The sequence below is a fragment of the Burkholderia sp. Z1 genome (assembly GCF_014893795.1).
Taxonomy (GTDB): domain Bacteria; phylum Pseudomonadota; class Gammaproteobacteria; order Burkholderiales; family Burkholderiaceae; genus Burkholderia; species Burkholderia theae.
Genome location: NZ_JACFYL010000002.1, coordinates 3,087,520 through 3,101,562, shown reverse-complemented (window position 1 = coordinate 3,101,562; position 14,043 = coordinate 3,087,520). Strand labels below are relative to the sequence as shown.

At 66.8% G+C, this 14,043-nt stretch carries 16 protein-coding genes; 9 read left to right on the top strand and 7 right to left on the bottom strand.

The features are described 5' to 3' along the window. Positions 1-82 precede the first annotated feature (82 nt). The 4 genes from H3H55_RS30805 to fae form a co-directional block, all read right to left on the bottom strand. Entirely contained in the window at positions 83-1,456 is a 1,374-nt protein-coding gene (locus tag H3H55_RS30805) for an MFS transporter (RefSeq protein WP_193101571.1), read from the bottom strand. A 121-nt stretch (positions 1,457-1,577) separates the two neighbouring features. Then, positions 1,578-3,029 carry an NAD-dependent succinate-semialdehyde dehydrogenase gene (locus H3H55_RS30800; protein WP_193101570.1) on the bottom strand — a complete coding sequence of 484 codons (1,452 nt, stop codon included), beginning with the start codon at positions 3,027-3,029 and terminating at the stop codon, positions 1,578-1,580. Positions 3,030-3,051: 22 nt separating this feature from the next. Further along, positions 3,052-4,074, bottom strand: a complete 1,023-nt coding sequence (locus tag H3H55_RS30795) for an aldo/keto reductase (RefSeq protein WP_193101569.1) — start codon at positions 4,072-4,074, stop codon at positions 3,052-3,054. Between the two features lie 40 nt (positions 4,075-4,114). Then, positions 4,115-4,639 carry a formaldehyde-activating enzyme gene (gene fae, locus H3H55_RS30790; RefSeq protein WP_011356415.1) on the bottom strand — a complete coding sequence of 175 codons (525 nt, stop codon included), beginning with the start codon at positions 4,637-4,639 and terminating at the stop codon, positions 4,115-4,117. 325 nt (positions 4,640-4,964) lie between these two features. On the opposite strand from fae, the gene H3H55_RS30785 reads away from it, so the two are divergent. The 3 genes from H3H55_RS30785 to H3H55_RS30775 all read left to right on the top strand — a co-directional run bounded on the left by H3H55_RS30785 (position 4,965) and on the right by H3H55_RS30775 (position 7,028). Continuing rightward, complete coding sequence (locus tag H3H55_RS30785) at positions 4,965-5,882, top strand: LysR family transcriptional regulator (protein ID WP_193101568.1); 918 nt, start codon at positions 4,965-4,967, stop codon at positions 5,880-5,882. Positions 5,883-6,054: 172 nt separating this feature from the next. Beyond that, positions 6,055-6,405: a hypothetical protein gene (locus tag H3H55_RS30780; protein ID WP_193101567.1), complete on the top strand. Its 351-nt coding sequence runs from the start codon at positions 6,055-6,057 to the stop codon at positions 6,403-6,405. A 62-nt stretch (positions 6,406-6,467) separates the two neighbouring features. Further along, complete coding sequence (locus H3H55_RS30775; RefSeq protein WP_193101566.1) at positions 6,468-7,028, top strand: hypothetical protein; 561 nt, start codon at positions 6,468-6,470, stop codon at positions 7,026-7,028. Here the strand turns inward: H3H55_RS30775 and H3H55_RS30770 are convergent, their stop codons facing one another. Further along, positions 7,029-7,904 (bottom strand): LysR family transcriptional regulator, encoded by an 876-nt coding sequence (locus H3H55_RS30770; RefSeq protein WP_048249776.1) that lies wholly within the window; start codon positions 7,902-7,904, stop codon positions 7,029-7,031. It abuts the gene before it with no gap. Positions 7,905-8,033: 129 nt separating this feature from the next. On the opposite strand from H3H55_RS30770, the gene H3H55_RS30765 reads away from it, so the two are divergent. Beyond that, complete coding sequence (locus tag H3H55_RS30765; RefSeq protein ID WP_193101565.1) at positions 8,034-9,353, top strand: DUF3422 family protein; 1,320 nt, start codon at positions 8,034-8,036, stop codon at positions 9,351-9,353. Positions 9,354-9,387: 34 nt separating this feature from the next. Further along, positions 9,388-9,591 (top strand): hypothetical protein, encoded by a 204-nt coding sequence (locus H3H55_RS30760; protein ID WP_193101564.1) that lies wholly within the window; start codon positions 9,388-9,390, stop codon positions 9,589-9,591. A gap of 87 nt (positions 9,592-9,678) precedes the next feature. Here H3H55_RS30760 and cynR read toward each other — a convergent pair whose 3' ends face one another. Continuing rightward, positions 9,679-10,560, bottom strand: a complete 882-nt coding sequence (cynR, locus tag H3H55_RS30755) for a transcriptional regulator CynR (RefSeq protein WP_193101562.1) — start codon at positions 10,558-10,560, stop codon at positions 9,679-9,681. A 113-nt stretch (positions 10,561-10,673) separates the two neighbouring features. On the opposite strand from cynR, the gene H3H55_RS30750 reads away from it, so the two are divergent. The 3 genes from H3H55_RS30750 (at position 10,674) to H3H55_RS30740 (ending at position 12,416) form a co-directional block, all read left to right on the top strand. After that, a complete protein-coding gene (locus tag H3H55_RS30750) occupies positions 10,674-11,333 on the top strand; it encodes a carbonic anhydrase (protein WP_193101560.1) in 660 nt (219 codons plus the stop codon). Between the two features lie 34 nt (positions 11,334-11,367). Beyond that, entirely contained in the window at positions 11,368-11,838 is a 471-nt protein-coding gene (gene cynS, locus H3H55_RS30745; protein ID WP_193101559.1) for a cyanase, read from the top strand. 110 nt (positions 11,839-11,948) lie between these two features. Further along, a complete protein-coding gene (locus tag H3H55_RS30740; RefSeq protein WP_193101557.1) occupies positions 11,949-12,416 on the top strand; it encodes a nucleoside deaminase in 468 nt (155 codons plus the stop codon). Between the two features lie 164 nt (positions 12,417-12,580). Here the strand turns inward: H3H55_RS30740 and H3H55_RS30735 are convergent, their stop codons facing one another. Next, positions 12,581-12,949: a hypothetical protein gene (locus tag H3H55_RS30735; protein ID WP_193102283.1), complete on the bottom strand. Its 369-nt coding sequence runs from the start codon at positions 12,947-12,949 to the stop codon at positions 12,581-12,583. Here H3H55_RS30735 and H3H55_RS30730 point away from each other — a divergent pair. Next, positions 12,942-14,042 carry an ABC transporter ATP-binding protein gene (locus H3H55_RS30730; RefSeq protein ID WP_226800414.1) on the top strand — a complete coding sequence of 367 codons (1,101 nt, stop codon included), beginning with the start codon at positions 12,942-12,944 and terminating at the stop codon, positions 14,040-14,042. The two genes, H3H55_RS30735 and H3H55_RS30730, sit on opposite strands and share 8 nt — an antisense overlap. The last annotated feature ends 1 nt before the right edge of the window (position 14,043 follow it).

Sequence of the window (14,043 nt, the reverse complement as noted above, 5' to 3'; positions counted from 1 at the left end):
TTACCGCCGCACATAAGCGGCGTGCCGATCCGAAAGCGCTTGTGTGCACCGCCACAGGCAGGCACGACGCCTGCCTCCATCATCAATGCCCCGACGCCTCCTCGAGCGTCAGATGCTTCGTCTCCGGCGCCCACGCGATCGACACGATCATTCCGACCAGCAGCACGCCCGCCAGCGCGAACATCGTCGCGTGAAAGCCGAGCGTCGCGATGCCGACCGGCAGCAGGAACGTGCCGATCGCCGAACCGAGCCGGCTGCACGCGATCGCCAGGCCGACGCCGCACGCGCGCACTTCGGTCGGGAAGCACTCTGGCGGAAACACGCCGACGAGGTTGCTGAACGCCGACATCGTCAGCGTGAAGATCGCGAACGCGACGATCATCGCGATGGCCGCCGACGACGGCAGCACCGCCAGCGCAACGAGTGACGCGCACGTCACCGTGAACGAACCGATCAGGAAGCCACGCCGCGACAGCCGGATCGTCAGCCAGATGCCGATCAGCGCGCCCAGCACGAGGAAGCCGTTCAGCAGCAGGTCCGCGCCGAAGCCTTCGGCAAGGCCGATGGTCTTCAGGATCGTCGGCAGGAACGTGTAGATCGCGAAATACGGAATCACGAGGCACACGAAGAACGCACAGTTGAAGATCGTCCGGCGGATCAGGTCGCGCTGGAACAGCCGGCCGAAGCCCGTATTCGCATGCGGCTCGGCTGAGCCGTCGAGCATCACGTGCGGCCCGAAATGCTTCGCGACGATCGCGCGCGCCTCCTTTACGCGGCCCTTGCCGAGCAGCCAGCGCGGCGATTCGGGCGTGCCGATCCGCAGCACCAGCACGATCAGCGCGGGCAACGCGGCCGACGCGAGCAGCCAGCGCCATGCGTCGGGCGCGGCGTCGCTGTACGCGAGGCCGAGCACGTTCGCGGCGACATAACCGATCGTCCAGATCACGCTGAACGAACCGAGCAGCGCGCCGCGATGCTTGCGCGGCGAGAACTCGGCGAGGATCGCGTGGCCGACCGTGAAGTCGCCGCCCATCCCGAAGCCGATCAGCACGCGCAGCAAGCACAGTTCGAGCGGCGAGCTCACGAAGAACTGCGCGAACGCGGCCGCGGTGATGATCACGAAGCTGGTCAGGAAAATTTTCTGCCGGCCCATACGGTCGGACAGCCAGCCGAACACGAGGCTGCCGAAGAAGATGCCGATCAGCGCCGAGCTGCCGATCATCCCCATCCAGAACGCGTCAATCGGCATCTGTTTGCCGAGCGCGGCGAGCGCATAGCCGATCGTGCCGAGCGTGTAGCCCTCGGTGAAATGCGCGCCGAACGTCAGGCCGGCGATCTTCACGTGGAAACGGTTGAGCGGCACGTCGTCGAGCGCGATGGGGCGGTGCGGCGCATCGGCGCCGCGCGACAGCGGCAGCGCGCGGGCAGTGCCGGATTGAACGTTGGCTTGGGTCAAGCTGCCTCCGGATTTGTTATGCATGCGGCACGCGGGCGTCGGACGACGCCGCGAAGCCGTGCGAGGCGCCGCGCGGCCGGGCGGCGCGCGGCGCGGATCGACCGCGGAGAGCGGTCGGGGGTCAGCGGCCGAGGCCGGCCATCAGCGTGTACTTGAGTTCCACGTATTCGTCGAGGCCGTACTTCGAGCCTTCGCGGCCGAGCCCCGATTGCTTGACGCCGCCAAACGGCGCGACTTCGGTCGAGATGATCCCGTCATTGACGCCGACCATCCCGCTTTCCAGCGCACCCGACACGCGCCACGCGCGGCCGAGGTCGCGCGTGTAGAAATACGCGGACAGCCCGAACGGCGTGTCGTTGGCCGCGGCGACGGCTTCGTCCTCGGTCGTGAAGCGGAAGCAGCCGGCGACCGGGCCGAAGGTTTCCTCTTCGGCGATCAGCATGCCGGGCGTCATGCCGGTCAGCACGGTCGGCTCGTAGAAGGTGCCGCCGAGCGCGTGGCGCTTGCCGCCGGTGAGCACGTTCGCGCCCTTCGAGGTGGCATCGGCGACGTGCCGCTCGACCTTGCCGAGCGCCGCTTCGTTGATCAGCGGCCCCTGGTCGACGTCGCCCGCGAGCGCGTTGCCGACGCGCAGCTTGCGCACGGCGTCCGCGAGCTTGCGCGTGAAGGCGTCATACACGCCGTCCTGCACGAGGAAGCGGTTCACGCACACGCAGGTCTGGCCCGTGTTGCGGAACTTCGACGCGATCGCGCCTTCGACCGCCGCATCGAGATCGGCATCGTCGAACACGATGAACGGTGCGTTGCCGCCGAGTTCGAGCGACAGCTTCTTCAGCGTGTCGGCCGACTGCTTCGCGAGCAGCTTGCCGACCCGCGTCGAGCCCGTGAACGACAGCTTGCGCACGACGGTCGAGCTCGTCAGCGTCTCGCCGATCGCGACCGCGTCGCCCGACACGACGTTGAACACGCCGGCCGGCACACCCGCACGCTCGGCGAGCACCGCGAGCGCGAACGCCGACAGCGGCGTTTCCTCGGACGGCTTCAGCACCATCGTGCAGCCGGCCGCGAGCGCTGGGCCGGCCTTGCGCGTGATCATCGCGAGCGGGAAATTCCACGGCGTGATCGCCGCGACGACGCCGACCGGCTCGCGCGTGACGACGATCTGCGCGTTCGGCTTCGGGCTCGGGATCACGTCGCCGTACATGCGCTTCGCTTCTTCCGCGAACCATTCGAGAAAGCTCGCCGCGTAGGCGACTTCGCCGCGCGCTTCCGCAAGCGGCTTGCCCTGTTCGCGCGTCAGCAGCTCGGCGAGCGCATCGCGGTGTTCGAGCATCAGCTCGCCCCAGCGCTTCACGCGGGCGCCGCGTTCCTTCGCGGTCAGCGCGCGCCACGCGGGAAACGCGTGGGCGGCCGCATCGATCGCGCGCTGCGTGTCGTCGGCGCCGCCTTTCGCGACCTTCGCGATCGTCTCGCCGGTCGCGGGATTCAGCACCGGATAGGTCGCGTCGCTCGCGCCATGCGATTCGTGCCATTCACCGCCGATGTAATGGCCGGTTCTCAGAAATTCGCTCATCGTGTGTCGTTCCTTCAGTGCTTCAGTCAGCCGCGAAACTGCCCTGCGCCGGACGCGACTCGCGCGCGATGCGCTTGCCGGCCGTGTAGTCGTTGATCAGGTCGCATGGCGTGTAGTTGCGTTCCAGTTCGTGCAGCTCTTCATCGGTCAGCCGCGTTTCGAGCGCGCCGAGTGCGCTGTCGAACTGCTCGACGGAATCCGCGCCGACCAGCATGCTCGCGATGCCGGGCCGGCTCAGCACCCACGCCTGCGCGATCTGCGCGGGCGGCACGCCGCGCCGCTTCGCGACCTTCGCGACCGATTCGGCGATCGCGAGCGACGACGCGTCGCCATACATCTGCGCGGTGAAGAAGTCGGTCTGGTTGCGCGTCGATTGCGGCTCGCAGGTCAGCAGGCCGCGCGCGAGCGGGCTGAACACCGACACGCCGACGCCCTGGTCGATGCAGTAGGGCACCATCTCGCGCTCTTCCTCGCGATACGCGAGGTTGAGCTGCAGCTGCATGTTGATCGGCTTGTCCCAGCCGTTGCGCTCGCACGCCTGCATGATCTTCGCGAACTGCCACGTGTACATCGTCGATACGCCGATGTAGCGCGCCTTGCCCGCGCGAACGATGTCGTGCAGCGTGCTCATGGTTTCCTCGACGGGCGTGTTCACGTCGAAGAAATGCAGCATGAAGATGTCGACGTAATCCATCCCGAGGCGCTTCAGCGACCCGTCGATGCCGTCGAGCACGTGCTTGCGCGAATGGCCGCCCGCGTTCGGGTAGCTGCCCATGTCGTAGCCGACCTTGGTCGTCACGACGAGCTCCTCGCGGCGCGCGTTGCGCTTCAGGATGCGGCCGACCACTTCCTCGCCGACGCCGGTCGAATAGAAATCCGCGAGATCGATGAAGTTGACGCCGGCGTCGAGCGCGCGGCGCACGATCGGCTCGCTCTGCGCTTCGTCGAAGATCCACGGCTTCCACTCGGGCGTGCCCATGTTCATCGTGCCGAGACACAGGCGGGACACCTTCAGGCCGGACTGGCCAAGGCGGACGTATTCCATGCTTCCTCCTGGTGCGGCCTGGCCGGCCGCGCGTTGTCTGTCAGTTCTTTTTCGGCGTGTAGAACGGGTTCGACACGTCGCGCGCGGCGGCGAACACGGCGTCGCGATGCGGCAGCCCTTCCATCGCGGCGACGATCGCGTTGCGGCACGCACGGTAGTTGTTCTCGAACACGGCATCGAGGTCGTCGGTCTGCGGGTTCACCCAGTTCGCCGACACGACGACCCAGTCGTTCTCCGCTTCGGGCGGCAGCGTGCCGTTCTCGAGCGCTTCGGCCACGGCCTTCGCGATGCCGGCCTGCGACGCGCCCCACGTGGCGTTGCCGTGGAAGTCGCTGGCGATCTGCGCCTTGTTCACGTACAGCGTGAGCGGCTTGGTCGGCACGCCCGGCTGCGCGATCACGACGAACGGCGCATGGCCGGCCGACGGCGTCGCGAGCGCGGTCGCGAATGCCTGCCCGGCCGGGCCGTTGCGCGGGCCGACCAGCACGTTGATGTGCGCGAGGTTGACGCCGGGGCCTTCGAAGCCTTCGCCGATGTAGAGCTGCCTGGGTTGGGATGCGGTCATTGCGGTGTCTCGTCGATACGGTTGGTGTGAGGCGATTGTGGTGGGCCGCGGTGCGGCCGGTGAATCGATGTTTTCTGATCGAGGTATGAGTTTTCGTCGTCTCCGGGAAAGCCCTTGGCCCAGCGCGCAAACGCCCGCCGGGCGGGCCGCGGCCGCCGTCGTGACGGCCGGCGGAACGGCATCGGCGGGTGGGCGTTCGCGTCCCGGCTCCGGGTTTGTCATACCCGGGCAGGGGTTGGAGGGCCGAGCGCATCTGGACAACAATCGGCGTACTCCGAGCCCTATCTTTCGTCTTCCCTTTTCTTTTCGAAAGCGAGTAATTCCGATGGCTGCCATTCAGAAGCCCGATTGGTCGAAGCTGAGTTCGCTCGATCCGGAGCTGATCCGGGCATTCGTCGCCGTCGTCGAAAGCGGCGGCTTCACCGCGGCGGCCCGGCAACTGCATCGCACGCAGTCGACGATCAGCCTGCGCATCCGCACGCTCGAGGAGCGTCTCGATACGCACCTGTTCATGCGCAACAGCCGGCGGCTCGAACTGTCGCGCGACGGCGAGAATTTCCTGATCCACGCGCGGCGGATCATCCAGGTGCAGAACGACGCGATCATCGCGTTGAAGCAGACGAGCAGCGACCGCGGCGTGGTGCGCTTCGGGCTGCCCGAGGACTATGCGGAGCTGTGGCTGCCCGACCTGCTGAAGTCGTTTTATGCGATGCGGCCGGGGGCGCGCCTGCACGTGCATTGCCGGACGTCGCTCGAACTGCTCGAACGGCTGCAGGCCGGCGAGCTCGACGTCGCGCTCGTCGTGCGGCACGGGCCGAACGCGGGCGGGCGGCTGCTCGGCCGTCACGACGTCGTGTGGGCCGCGCACCGGGATTTCGCGCTCGGCGCGCAGGCGTCGGTGCCGCTCGCGCTGTTTCCCGAGACGTGCTGCTACCGGCAGCGCGGGCTGCAGGCGCTCGCGACGGCCGAGCGGCCGTATCACGTCGTCTATACGAGCCAGAGCCCGACCGGCATCAAGATCGCGGTGAACCACGGCGCGGCCGTGACGATGATCGATCGCTGCACGCTGCCCGAGAACTGGCGCGTGCTCGATGAAACGGACGGGCTGCCGCCGCTGCCGGCGGCCGATCTCGAACTGCATCGCTCGCCTGGCATCTGCGACCCGCTGACCGACGATCTGGTGTCGCTGATCGAATCGATGGTCGACGAGCGGCGGCGCGCATCGCTCGAGGCGTTCGCGTAGCGGGGCAATTGCGAAGCGGGAGCGGGTGGGGCGGGCAATTCGGCACGGGGCCGGATCAATGCGCCCCGCATGCCGTTTTTTGCACTGCCGCCCCGTTTTTTTGCACGACGTTTATGCGGTCTCTTCTAAGCTGGGGATGTGTCGAACAGCCGAGACGGCTTCCGTCCGCTCCATGACCTTCATCCATCCCGTTCCCGCCTTCGATGTCGCCGGCCGCCAGTTGCGCGCCGGTGCACACAACAACGTCATTCCCTTCCCGCCGCCGCGCCCGCGCCTGCAGTTGCCCGTCACGCTGACGGCCGACTCCGGCGAGCGTGCGCGCGCCCGGCTCGCCGCGCTGCTGAATTCCCCGCTCGGCGTGTACGTCGTCAGCGCGCGCGCCGTGCGCGACGTGATCCACGTGCACTTCGACATCGCGCCGGAAGACCTCGATTTCACGCTGCACATGCTGATCGCCCAGCAGGCCGACGCGGTGATCGGGCCGGTCGCGCGCCGGTTGCGGATCGGGTCGAAGGCCTGGTGAGCCGGGACATGCCGGTTGCGCGTCGCGTCGTGCGCGGCGCGGTTCCTGAATACGGAGTGCCTATGTACCTCACGGAAGAAGTGCGTATCGCGCGGCCGGCAAGCCGCCGCGTGCGGACGGCGTCGCTGCCGTCGAGCCAGCAGCTCGCGCGTCAGCTCGTGACGACGGTTCGCGTCGCCGAAGTGCTGCTGCATCAGGCGATCGTCGTGCCCGACGGGCATCAGTGGTCGGTCGACACCGAGCGGGTCGACGCGGACGGCGGGCCGCTCGCGGCCTGGGAGACCTGCGTGACGTTGCGGATCGGCAAGGTGTTCGCGCCGGCGGTCAGCCCGGCCGCCCGCGTCAACGATCCCGGCCAGGTCGCGGTCGAGATCCGCCTCTGTCTGCCTGAGCAGGCGTATCTGGCCGAACGGCGCGTGAGCATCTTCGGCCGCCGCCACGGCAACCGGTTCGGCGCGACGCTGTCGGTCGCATCGGGCGCGCAGTGGGGCTGGCAACGTGTGGAGCACGTCGCACCGGAACACCTGCACGTGCGCGGCGATACGCTCGAGGCACTCGTCGATGCGGTCGCCGCGAACGTCAACGCGGCGCTGGGCGCGGCGGGGTTCGGCGCGACGCGCTGATCACGCGTCGCCGGTTTGCCCGGTCTGCCGCTGCAGGTCTTCCATCAGCTGTTCCGCGAGAAAGTCGCACGGCGGCCGCTTTGATTTGGTGCTGCGCGCCAGGATCAGTTCGAGCGGTGGCAGGTCGGGCAGTCCGTGCGAGCGGCCGAGCATCGACAGTTGCGCGGGAATCGCGCAGCGCGCGAGCGGCGCGACCGCGAGGCCGGCCTCGACCATGCTGAGCAGCCCGAGCAGGCTCGGGCTTTCATACGACGTGCGGTACGGCACCTTCGCGCGTTCGAGGCTGCGGATCGCGTTCTCGCGCGCGACGCTGCCTGGCATGAACACCGCGATCGGCAGCGGCCGTTCCTCCCACACGCGCGGCCCGTTCGTCATCGCGGCCCACGCCATCGGCTCGTGGCGGATGAAGTCGCCGGACAGCCCCTTGATGCGCGTGCCGCACACGAGGTCGACGGTGCCGTCCTTGATCAGCGGCGCGAGCGCGCTGCTCGGCAGCCCCATCACCTGGATCTCGACCTTCGGGTAGGTGCCGGAGAATTTCTTCAGGACCGACGGCAGCAGCGACGACGCATAGTCGTCCGGCACGCCGATCACGACCTTGCCGGTCACTTCCGGCCGCACCACGGCCGCCCATGCCTCGTCGCGCAGCGCCAGCATTCGTCTGGCGAATCCCAGCAGCACCTCGCCCTCGCGTGTCAGCACGATGCTGCGCGGCTTGCGCACGAACAGCGGTCGCCCGATCGCGTCCTCGAGGCTCTTGATCTGCATGCTCACGGCCGACTGCGAGCGGTTCACGGCCTCGGCGGCGCGGGTCATGTTGCCCGTCTCCGCGACGGCGACGACGGTGGCGAGCACGTCGTGATCGAGCATCTTCATCGGTATCAGGAAAACTGAATGTAACGATCAACATTATGCGTTTTTATTGTTGCTGTGTGTCTGCCATAGTGCGATCACGCTGGCGCTCCGCCCGGCACGCAGGCTTGAACAGGGAAAAGTGGTGTCTCGATGATCGACCATCCGTTGCGCGCCGCACTGGCCGCGGAATTGCATGCCCGGCCGTTCCTGCGGCTCGCCGAAGCCGTGTCGCTCACGCATTACGCGATCTATGCGGACGGCCAGCCCGACATCCACGAAACGCTGTTGCACGCGCTGTGCCGCGATACGGGCATCACCGCGCCGCACGAAGGCGCGACGCACTACGCGGTGCAGTCGCCATGCGGCTGGCACCTGAAGTGGGAACGCCACACCGAATTCTCGACCTTCACGTTCGTCGCGCCGCGCCGCGACACCGGCTATTTCGACGATCTGGCGATCGAAGGCATTCCGTCCGCGTGGTTCGCGCGGCTCGCCGGCATCCGCTTCGTCGCGGTGCGGATGGAACTGCTGTCGGGCGACGCCGCGCGGCTCGTCTGCGGCGACCTGCGCCGCTGGATCGACGGGCCCGCGCTCGTCGGCAGCAACGTGCTCGGCGGCGGCAAGGTGTTCTGCGACTGGCATGTGCGCGACGACGGCTTCATGCGCTTTCTCGTCGTCGACGAGGATTTCCGCGAGGAGCAGGGCGGCCGCTTGCTGCAGCGTCTCTATGAAATCGAAACGTACCGGATGATGGCGCTGCTCGCGCTGCCCGTCGCGCGCCGGATGAGCCGCGAGCTCGACGAGATCCACGCGGCCTTGCATGCGTTGATGCAGCGAATGGACGCGAGCGGCGCCGACGGCGACGACGCGGCGCTGCTCGTCAAGCTCACGCATCTCGCGGTGCGGGTCGAATCGCTGGCGGGATCGGGCGCGCGCTTCAGCGCGTCGCGGGCATACGAGAAGCTCGTGCTGGCGCGCATCCAGGAATTGCGCGAGGAGCGCATCGAAGGGATGCCGACGATCGCCGAGTTCATGGAGCGGCGTTTCGCGCCGGCGATGGAAACGTGCCGCAGCGTGTGGGCGCGCCACGAGCAGATCGCCGCGCGGATCGCGCGCGCGGTCGACCTGCTGCGCACGCGCGTCAATCTCGCTCAGGAAAAGGACGTGACGCGCCTGCTGGCGGGCATGGAGCGAACCGCGCGCAATCAGCTTCATCTGCAGCACGCGGTCGAAGGGCTGTCGGTGGCGGCCATTTCGTACTACGTGCTGTCGCTCGCGACGGCGGCGTTCAAGGCGCTGCACGTGATGAACCTGCCGGTCGATCCCGAACTGGCGGAAGGCCTGCTGATCGCACCGGTCGTGTTCGCGGTGATTCACATCACGCGGCGCACGCGTGCGCAGCTTGCACGATCGGAAGCCGCGCATGACGGCACGACCGTGCACGCGGCGACGTTGAAGCAGGCTGGTTAAAACATCGACAACATAATCAAGGTAAGGAGTGGAGATGACTTTTTCGCAGAAACAACCGGCGGCGTTCTTTAGTGGTTTCGATGCGTTTGATGAACCGGCAGCGGATGACGCGGGCGTGTCGGAAGAAGCGCGCGTGACGTCGTATCAGGCCGTGCTGCAGGAGCCGATGACGTCGCTCGTCGGGAATACGCTCGATCGGCCGGATGTCGCGGCAGTGGCGATTCTCGGGTACAACTGACGCGATTTTTCGCGTCGATTCAATGTAGTACAGGCGTTCATTTTCCGGCCGTCCTTCGGCGGGCCGGAAGTGAATCGCCTTCTCCCTTCATTTTCCCCGCCCCTGCGCGAGCGCCAGCTCGACGAACGCACGCGCGGCCGCGCTCCGGTACGCGCCCTTGCGCTGCAGCAGTACGGCGGTGCGCCGCAGCACGGCCGGGTCGAGCGCGACGGCAACGAGATCGTCGTGCCCGGTCGCGATCGTCGCGGGCAGCAGCGTCGCGAGATTCGTGCGGCGCACGATCTCGATCACCGCACCCAGCGAATTCGCCTCCATCTGCACGCGCGGCTGCACGTCGTGCTCGCGGAAATAACGGTCGATCTGCGTGCGCGTCGCGAACTCAGCGGTCAGCAGCACGAGCGGCGCGTCGTGCAGCGTGCGCAGGCCGGCCTTGCGTTTCCCGGCGAGCGCGTGCCGACGGTTCACGACGAGCGCGAGTGTCTCGACCAGCAGCGTTTCCACTTCGATATCCGCCGTCTGCACATCCTCGAACGCGATGCCGACATCGAGCTCGTCGTCGACGAGCAGCGCCTCGATGCGCTCCTGCGACATCTCGCGCACCGACAGCGACACGTCCGGATAACGATCGTGAAACGCCTCGACGAGCGGCCCGACGAGATAGCTCGTGAAGGTCGGCGTGACCGCGAGCCGCAGCGAGCCACGGCTGAGATCCTGCACGTCGTGAATCGCGCGCCGGCCTTCCGCGAGATCGTGCAGCGCCTGCCGCGCATAGCGGAAATACACCTCGCCTGAATCCGTCAACCGCGTGACGCGCCCGGTGCGGTCGAACAGCTGCGCGCCGAGCGTTTCCTCGAGCTGGCGAATCTGCTGCGACAGAGCGGGCTGCGACACGTGCAGCGCGGCGGCCGCACGCGTGAAGCTGCGGTGTTCGGCAACAGCCAGGAAGTAGTGGATATGGCGCAGCAGCATGGTGGTTCCTATAAGTCGTGCTTATCGGCCTGATCATAAATCAGTCTTTTACCTTATTGGAAGCGCGGCGTAACCTGCCCTTCATCGATTTCACCCGAACCGGAGAACAAGCGATGAAGGACATCATTGAAGGCTTTCTGAAGTTCCAGCGCGATGCCTACCCGACGCGGGCCGCGCTGTTCCGCGATCTCGCGCGCAGCCAGAACCCGCGTGCGCTGTTCATCTCGTGCTCGGACAGCCGGCTCGTGCCGGAACTCGTCACGCAGCGCGAACCGGGCGACCTGTTCGTGATCCGCAATGCCGGCAACATCGTGCCGTCGTACGGCCCGGAGCCGGGCGGCGTGTCGGCGTCGGTCGAATACGCGGTGGCCGCGCTGCGCGTGACCGACGTCGTGATCTGCGGGCACTCCGATTGCGGCGCGATGACGGCGATCGCGACCTGCCAGTGCATGGACCACATGCCGGCCGTCGGCCACTGGCTGCGCTACGCCGATTCGGCGCGCGTCGTGAACGAGGCGCGCGCGCATCGCAGCGAACGCGAACGGATCGACTCGATGGTGCGCGAGAACGTCGTCGCGCAACTCGCGAACCTGAAGACGCACCCTGCCGTGCGACTCGCGCTCGAAGAAGGGCGCCTCGCGCTGCACGGCTGGGTCTACGACATCGAATCGGGCTGCATCGACGCCTACGACGGCGCAACCGGCCGGTTCGTCTCCCTGGCGGACCATCCAGGCGTCCGCGCCACGCCCGCGACGCTTTCCGTCGCGGCCTGAACCCATTCCACCTACCCACCCACGAGGTATTGCCATGATCCAGTCCCAACACAGCCAGACCGCCCGCCACGCGCTTGCGGAGACCGTCGTCCTCGCAAAGGCGCGCAAGAACCTGTCGTTCGCGCAGCTCACCGAAGGCACGGGCCTGAGCGAAGCGTTCGTCACGGCCGCGCTGCTCGGCCAGCATGCGCTGCCGGAGAACGCGGCGCGCGTCGTCGCCGACAAGCTCGGCCTCGACGACGATGCGGTGCTGCTGCTGCAGTCGATCCCGCTGCGCGGCAGCATCGACGATCGCGTGCCGACCGACCCGACCATTTACCGCTTCTACGAAATGCTGCAGGTGTACGGCACGACGCTGAAGGCGCTGGTCCACGAGAAGTTCGGCGACGGCATCATCAGCGCGATCAATTTCCGGCTCGACGTGAAGAAGGTCGACGACCCCGAAGGCGGCTCGCGCGCGGTGATCACGCTCGACGGCAAGTACCTGCCGACCAAGCCGTTCTGACGCCGGCGCTGCGCGGCACCGCGACGACGGTGCCGCGCGGGTTGGCTCGACGTGCGTCGGCCGCGGGCCGGCGCGCGTTTCCGTCATCCCGTTTCAACGAGGACGCAGCCATGGATTTTGTGAAGCGCACGGTCGATCTTGCGATGAAGAACGTGGAAGAGGGCGGCCGCCCGTTCGCGACGGTGATCGTCCACGACGGCGAGATCGTCGCGGAGAGCCCGAACCTCGTCGCGCAGACCAGCGACCCGACGGCCCACGCCGAGATCCTCGCGGTGCGCGACGCATGCCGCAAGCTCGGCACCGAGCACCTGACCGACTGCGAGATCTACATCCTCGCGAGCCCGTGCCCGATGTGCCTCGGCTCGCTGTACTACTGCAGCCCGAAGCGCGTGATCTACATCACGACGCGCGAGGACTACGCGCCGTTCTATCGCGACGACCGCAAGTACTTCGAGCTCGACACGTTCTATGCCGAGTTCGCAAAGCCGATCGGCGAACGAAGGTTGCCGATGGTGCAGCAGAAACACGGCGACGCGATCGGCGTTTACCGGCGCTGGAAGGAACTGAACGCGAAGTGACGTGACCCGCGCGACGCACCGGTCGCGCGGTGCAGCCATCCCGGCTGCTCGTTTTCCCCACCCTCTGCTCTGCCCGACGGTTGACCTGCCGCCGGGCGCCCGTGTTGCCGCGCGGGTTTGTGTCGTGCCCCCCGTTTTCCCGCCTCCCCAAACATCGATCCCGTTCAATGTCCGGAACGGAAATCCGCGATCCATAAAGTTTTTGACGGGTTTAAAAATTCGCACTGGAGACGACAGAAACGTGCGGAAAGCCCGATGAAAACCAATGAAATGTTCATGACAGCCAGCGCGACAGCCGATGCCGGTCGCGGCTGATTGCCGCCGATCGCCGTGCGTTGCCCCACACCTGCCTCGTTGCGCCATTCGTTCCGGATGAGGAATCGCTCGATCCCTCTCCGCCTGTGCCGCGCGACCTTGCGACCGGTCGCGCCTGACGCCTGAGATTCGCTTACCTGCTTAACACGGACCATCATGAAACGGGATTCATTCAGTACACCTGATGCGGTGCGTCGAACGACGACGGAAATGCTCAAGCCGAACGACGCCTTCGTGCGCATCGAAAACGTCGTGAAGAAATTCGGCGACAGCACGGCCGTCGACAACGTGAACCTGACGATCGCGAAAAACGAGCTGTTCGCGCTGCTCGGCAGCTCGGGCTGCGGCAAGTCCACGCTGCTGCGCATGCTTGCCGGGCTGGAAACGGCCACCTCCGGCAAGATCTTCGTCGACGGCGAAGACCTCGCAGCGCTGCCGCCGTACCGCCGCCCGGTCAACATGATGTTCCAGTCGTACGCGCTGTTCCCGCACATGTCGGTCGAATCGAACGTTGCGTTCGGCCTGAAGCAGGAAGGCACGCCGAAGAACGAAATCAAGGAACGCGTGGCCGACGCGCTCGCACTCGTGCAGATGAGCAAGTACGCACAGCGCAAGCCGCATCAACTTTCCGGCGGCCAGCAGCAGCGTGTCGCGCTGGCCCGCTCGCTGGTCAAGCGCCCGAAGCTGCTGCTGCTCGACGAGCCGATGTCCGCGCTCGACAAGAAGATCCGCCAGAAGACCCAGCTCGAACTCGTGAACATCATCGACAAGGTCGACGTGACCTGCGTGATGGTTACGCACGATCAGGAAGAAGCGATGACGATGGCGAGCCGCCTCGCGGTGATGAGCGAAGGCAAGATCGTGCAGATCGGCGCGCCGGGCGAAGTGTATGAGTTTCCGAACAGCCGTTTCTCGGCGGAATTCATCGGCTCGACCAACCTGTTCGAGGGCCGCGTCGTCGAGGACGAGCCCGATCACATCTTCGTCGAGAGCGACGACCTCGAAGCACGCATGTACGTGAGCCACGGCATCACCGGCCCGCTCGGGATGCCGGTCGGCATCTCGGTGCGCCCGGAACGCGTGCACGTGTCGCGCGAGAAGCCGGGCTCGAAGCACAACTGGGCGCGCGGCGTCGTGACCGACATCGCGTACATGGGCAGCTACTCGCTGTATCACGTGCGCCTGCCGAGCGGGAAGACGGTCGTGTCGAACCTGTCGAGTTCGCACCTGATGAGCGACACGGCCCCGGCGTGGAACGACGACGTGTTCGTGTCGTGGTCGCCGGCCAGCGGCGTCGTGCTGACGCAATGAG

What these genes read in the sequence shown, in the direction of transcription:
- H3H55_RS30800 (WP_193101570.1), bottom strand. Translation starts at nt 3,029, where the DNA reads ATGAGCGAATTTCTGAGAACCGGCCATTACATCGGCGGTGAATGGCAC.
- H3H55_RS30795 (WP_193101569.1), bottom strand. Translation starts at nt 4,074, where the DNA reads ATGGAATACGTCCGCCTTGGCCAGTCCGGCCTGAAGGTGTCCCGCCTG.
- fae (WP_011356415.1), bottom strand. Translation starts at nt 4,639, where the DNA reads ATGACCGCATCCCAACCCAGGCAGCTCTACATCGGCGAAGGCTTCGAA.
- H3H55_RS30785 (WP_193101568.1), top strand. Translation starts at nt 4,965, where the DNA reads ATGGCTGCCATTCAGAAGCCCGATTGGTCGAAGCTGAGTTCGCTCGAT.
- H3H55_RS30780 (WP_193101567.1), top strand. Translation starts at nt 6,055, where the DNA reads ATGACCTTCATCCATCCCGTTCCCGCCTTCGATGTCGCCGGCCGCCAG.
- H3H55_RS30775 (WP_193101566.1), top strand. Translation starts at nt 6,468, where the DNA reads ATGTACCTCACGGAAGAAGTGCGTATCGCGCGGCCGGCAAGCCGCCGC.
- H3H55_RS30770 (WP_048249776.1), bottom strand. Translation starts at nt 7,904, where the DNA reads ATGAAGATGCTCGATCACGACGTGCTCGCCACCGTCGTCGCCGTCGCG.
- H3H55_RS30765 (WP_193101565.1), top strand. Translation starts at nt 8,034, where the DNA reads ATGATCGACCATCCGTTGCGCGCCGCACTGGCCGCGGAATTGCATGCC.
- H3H55_RS30760 (WP_193101564.1), top strand. Translation starts at nt 9,388, where the DNA reads ATGACTTTTTCGCAGAAACAACCGGCGGCGTTCTTTAGTGGTTTCGAT.
- cynR (WP_193101562.1), bottom strand. Translation starts at nt 10,560, where the DNA reads ATGCTGCTGCGCCATATCCACTACTTCCTGGCTGTTGCCGAACACCGC.
- H3H55_RS30750 (WP_193101560.1), top strand. Translation starts at nt 10,674, where the DNA reads ATGAAGGACATCATTGAAGGCTTTCTGAAGTTCCAGCGCGATGCCTAC.
- cynS (WP_193101559.1), top strand. Translation starts at nt 11,368, where the DNA reads ATGATCCAGTCCCAACACAGCCAGACCGCCCGCCACGCGCTTGCGGAG.
- H3H55_RS30740 (WP_193101557.1), top strand. Translation starts at nt 11,949, where the DNA reads ATGGATTTTGTGAAGCGCACGGTCGATCTTGCGATGAAGAACGTGGAA.
- H3H55_RS30730 (WP_226800414.1), top strand. Translation starts at nt 12,942, where the DNA reads ATGCTCAAGCCGAACGACGCCTTCGTGCGCATCGAAAACGTCGTGAAG.